The following is a 3,368-nucleotide window of genomic DNA, read 5'->3' as shown; positions in this document are numbered from 1 at the left end:
CGGAAGGACTTGAGGTCGGCCAGGCCGATCTCGAAGGCGAGCCGCCAGTCGTCGCGCTCGTGCAGGGTCAGCACGGAGAGCAGCCCGACCCGGGACTGCTCCACGCCCGGGAAGGGCCGGAGCAGGGTGTCCAGCAGCCGCAGGGTGGGCAGGTGCTCGGGCTCGCGGGCCAGGATGGCCAGCAGGCACTCCGAGGCCGCCGCCGGAAGGTGGCGCGCAGGGTCGAAGGGGAAGCCGGAGCGCAGGGTCAGCCCCCGGCGGTGCAGGTCCTTGGCCCACAGGGTCAGCAGGGCGGTTTCGTCCTCGGGCGGGACGGCCTCGCGCCCGCCGGAACATTTGCAGTGGCGATACCAGAAGGCCTTGGCCGCGTCGAAGTTGCCCAGGCGCAGCCCGGCCATGGACCCGGCCAGGTTGAGTCCCGCCGAATCCTCGAACAGCCGCCCGGCCAGCCAGGCCGTCACGTTGGCCTCCATGGCCCGGCCCATGCCCGCCAGGGCCTGCGCCCGCAGCACGGCCTCGGCCGCGTCGCCGCCCGTCCCGGCCTTTTCCAGCAGGGCCAGAACCTCTTCCGCCGGAAGGTCGGTGACGGCCGCCTCGTACATGGCGGCGGCGGTGAGCGCGGCCCAGGCCTCTGCATCCCGGCCGCGCGCCCGCCGGTCCTTGGCGTCGGCGGCGAATTCCAGGAGGCGCGCCGCCCGGTGGACGGCCAGGTGCCCGGCCCGGACCCGCTCGCGCGCGGCCCGGCCCATGGCCGAGGCCAGCCGGGGGTTGCGCAGATAAAAGTCCAGCTTGCGCTCCAGCTCGACCGCGTGGGCGCAGACGTCCATCTCGCGGCCCGGCTCGAAGAGCTCGGCCTGCTCCTCGATGTCCTGGCCCAGGACCAGGCAGCCGCAGGACGCGGCCTCGAAAAGCCGAAAGTTGACCTCACCGCAGATGGACTCGTTGGGCACGATCCGGGCGTCGCCGTAGAGGTCGAGCATGGCCCGGAAATCCAGGTCCTGGCGCACGGCCAGGGCGAAGCCGCGCGTCCGGGCCTCCAGGAACTCCGCGAGCCAGCGCCGGGCCGGGCGCTGCCCGGTGATCCGGCCCACAAAGGCCACGTCCGTGGTCCGCTCGTCCGGGTCCTTCCCCTCCGCAGCGTGTCCGAACCAGGGCAGCCAGCGCACGTCCCCGGCCCCGCGTCCGCGCAGGGCGGGAATCCAGGCCCGCTGGGTGGAGCAGGTCAAGTCGAAAAGCCGGGCCCAGGCCGCGTGCCAGTGGGCGTTCAGGTGCGGGTCCACGCACCAGAGCAGGGTCGGGCACTCCACCCGGTCCAGCCCGGCCACCAGCCGCCGCCCGGCCAGCGACTCCACCTGGAGGACCATGTCCGGCCGGAACCCGCGCTCGGCCAGGACATCGGGCAGGGAGAGAAACGGCCCCGGGCCGGTGCGCAGGGAGAGCACCCCGCACCCCAGGTCCTCGAAACTCCGGATGAGCGAGAGGGGCGCGTCGAGGAGGCAGACGTTCTTGGCATCGGGCATGCGCCACCTCTACCCTGTTTTGTCCGCCCGCGCCACGGGAAAGGGTTTCAGGCCGCCGGAACCAGCCGGATTTGCAAAGGTTCCTTCTCGGCGGCCGCCTCGGGTCGGCGAATCCAACCCGCTGATATCGCGTGCTAATTTTTTCCGGCAAATCCGGCGGCCGCCCCCTAAGATTCCGGGTCCCCCGTCCGATAAGAGAGGCAACCGCCATGGACGGACCGGCCGGACCGGGCCGTCCGGGTTGCGGAAGATGACGCCCGCAGGGACGCGGGCGGAGGCTGCCGCAACGGATGGGGAGACAATGGGAGGGGCTGGGGAGCCCTTCCCGCCGACTTCAATAACCCAGGGAGGGGTTAATGAAGGGTTATGATGACAGCCGCGCCGAACACGCGGCCGATATCGAGACGGACAGCGTCTTCGAGGGCTTTGACGCGACCGAATCCCGCCACCATCTCGGCGAGGACGAGGAGCGGGCCCGCAAGATCGCCCGTCTCCGGGAGGAGGTCCGAACCGGTGTGTACCGGGCGGACGTCCGGGACATCGCCCGGCTCCTCACCTCCGCCATGGACCCGACGCTGTAGCGACATCCCTGGCGGGGCGGGAAAACGCCGGGCCGCGAAGCAGACATCGCGGCCCGGCGTTTTTTTTGTTTACTATCGGGCGCGAAACCTCCCGACAAACCCCGCCGGAGGCGGCTCCTTATCCGTCTTTTTGCTTTTGCCTTTCTCTTCTGCCTTTCCCCCCACCCCGGCTGGACAAACCGGCGAACCTGTCGCCGGTTGCCTGCCCGCCAAAACTCCACTATGGTCAGGACATGAAACAATACGTTCCGCTCATGGCCGCCTGCGTCCTGCTGCTCTGTCTTGGCGCCTGCAAACGCAACGCCGCCACCATCCTGCCCATGCCCGACGAGTACGTGGGCGAGTACCTCGAAACCAGCGACGTGTTGCGCATCGGCGCGGCCCTGGACCGCACGGCCCCGCGCATCCCGGTCAAGTGGGAGAACCCCGAGACCGGCTACCAGTTCTCCATGATGGTCTTCAGCTCGGACAGCGCCAAGGGCGCGACCACCAGCCGCTTCTCCGTGCTGGCCATAGAGCCCTCTGGCCAGGCCGAGCTCCTGGCCCTGCTCGGCCGGTCCTCCAAGAAGGGCGTGTGGCACATCGTGGCCGAGTCGTCCGCCTCGCCCGTGGGCAAGGCCCAGCGCATGAGGCTCGACCCCACCCCCATGCCCGAGGCAACCCTGAACACCGACCACTTCTCCGGATTTCTGGTGGAGCGCTAGGCATGGACGGCGACCTGGCCGAACGCGCCCGCGCACTGGCCGAGGCCTGCGGCCAGGACCCGGCGGCCCTCGACGCCGCCCTGCGCTCCGGCGGGCTGCCCGACGACCTCGTCCGGGTCGTGGCCGAGGTGCTGGCCGAGACCGCCCGCTTCGCCGAGCCGCCCCAGAACGGCCCGAACTAGCCGCCCCTTTTGCCTTTTTCGCCCGATCGGCGTAAGCTTCGAACCATGGCCCGCATCAAGCTCCTCCTCGCCTACGACGGCACCGACTTCTCCGGCTGGCAGCTCCAGTCGCGCGAACGCACGGTCCAGGGCGAGGTGGAGGCCGCGCTCAGCCGATTGCTGGGCGGCCACGCCAGAGTCCACGGCTCGGGCCGAACCGACGCGGGCGTCCACGCCTTGGGCCAGGTGGCCCACTTCGACTGCCCGGACGGGCGTGCGGACCTGCCCTGGCGGCGCGCCCTCAACGCCATCCTCCCGCGCGACGTTCGCGTGCTCGACGCCGAGGCCGTCCCGAGCGACTTCCACGCCCGCTACTCGGCCCTGGCCAAGACCTACGAATAC

General features: G+C 70.6%; 5 protein-coding genes. 4 read left to right on the top strand and 1 reads right to left on the bottom strand.

The features are described from left to right. On the bottom strand, nucleotides 1-1,520 hold a 1,520-nt coding region (locus tag PHP91_RS17240), incomplete at its 3' end, for a glycosyltransferase (protein WP_300143764.1). Nucleotides 1,521-1,876: 356 nt separating this feature from the next. On the opposite strand from PHP91_RS17240, the gene PHP91_RS17235 reads away from it, so the two are divergent. The 4 genes from PHP91_RS17235 to PHP91_RS17220 form a co-directional block, all read left to right on the top strand. After that, the gene (locus tag PHP91_RS17235) at nucleotides 1,877-2,101 is read left to right on the top strand and encodes a flagellar biosynthesis anti-sigma factor FlgM (RefSeq protein WP_300143762.1); all 225 of its coding nucleotides are present in this window, start codon (nucleotides 1,877-1,879) and stop codon (nucleotides 2,099-2,101) included. Nucleotides 2,102-2,334: 233 nt separating this feature from the next. Then, nucleotides 2,335-2,805, top strand: a complete 471-nt coding sequence (locus tag PHP91_RS17230; RefSeq protein ID WP_300143760.1) for a hypothetical protein — start codon at nucleotides 2,335-2,337, stop codon at nucleotides 2,803-2,805. A gap of 2 nt (nucleotides 2,806-2,807) precedes the next feature. Continuing rightward, a complete protein-coding gene (locus PHP91_RS17225) occupies nucleotides 2,808-2,987 on the top strand; it encodes a hypothetical protein (protein WP_300143759.1) in 180 nt (59 codons plus the stop codon). Nucleotides 2,988-3,032: 45 nt separating this feature from the next. Further along, nucleotides 3,033-3,368: tRNA pseudouridine synthase A (locus PHP91_RS17220; protein WP_300143757.1), on the top strand; the 336-nt coding region annotated here is incomplete at its 3' end.

Source organism: Pseudodesulfovibrio sp. (assembly GCF_028692895.1).
Classification (GTDB): Bacteria; Desulfobacterota; Desulfovibrionia; order Desulfovibrionales; family Desulfovibrionaceae; genus Pseudodesulfovibrio.
The sequence above is the reverse complement of the archived record's forward strand: the minus strand, read 5'-3'. Positions and strand labels throughout refer to the sequence as shown.

Bases quoted from the DNA above. Each gene is read 5' to 3' on its own strand.
- PHP91_RS17235 (WP_300143762.1), top strand. From the start codon at position 1,877: ATGAAGGGTTATGATGACAGCCGCGCCGAACACGCGGCCGATATCGAG.
- PHP91_RS17230 (WP_300143760.1), top strand. From the start codon at position 2,335: ATGAAACAATACGTTCCGCTCATGGCCGCCTGCGTCCTGCTGCTCTGT.
- PHP91_RS17225 (WP_300143759.1), top strand. From the start codon at position 2,808: ATGGACGGCGACCTGGCCGAACGCGCCCGCGCACTGGCCGAGGCCTGC.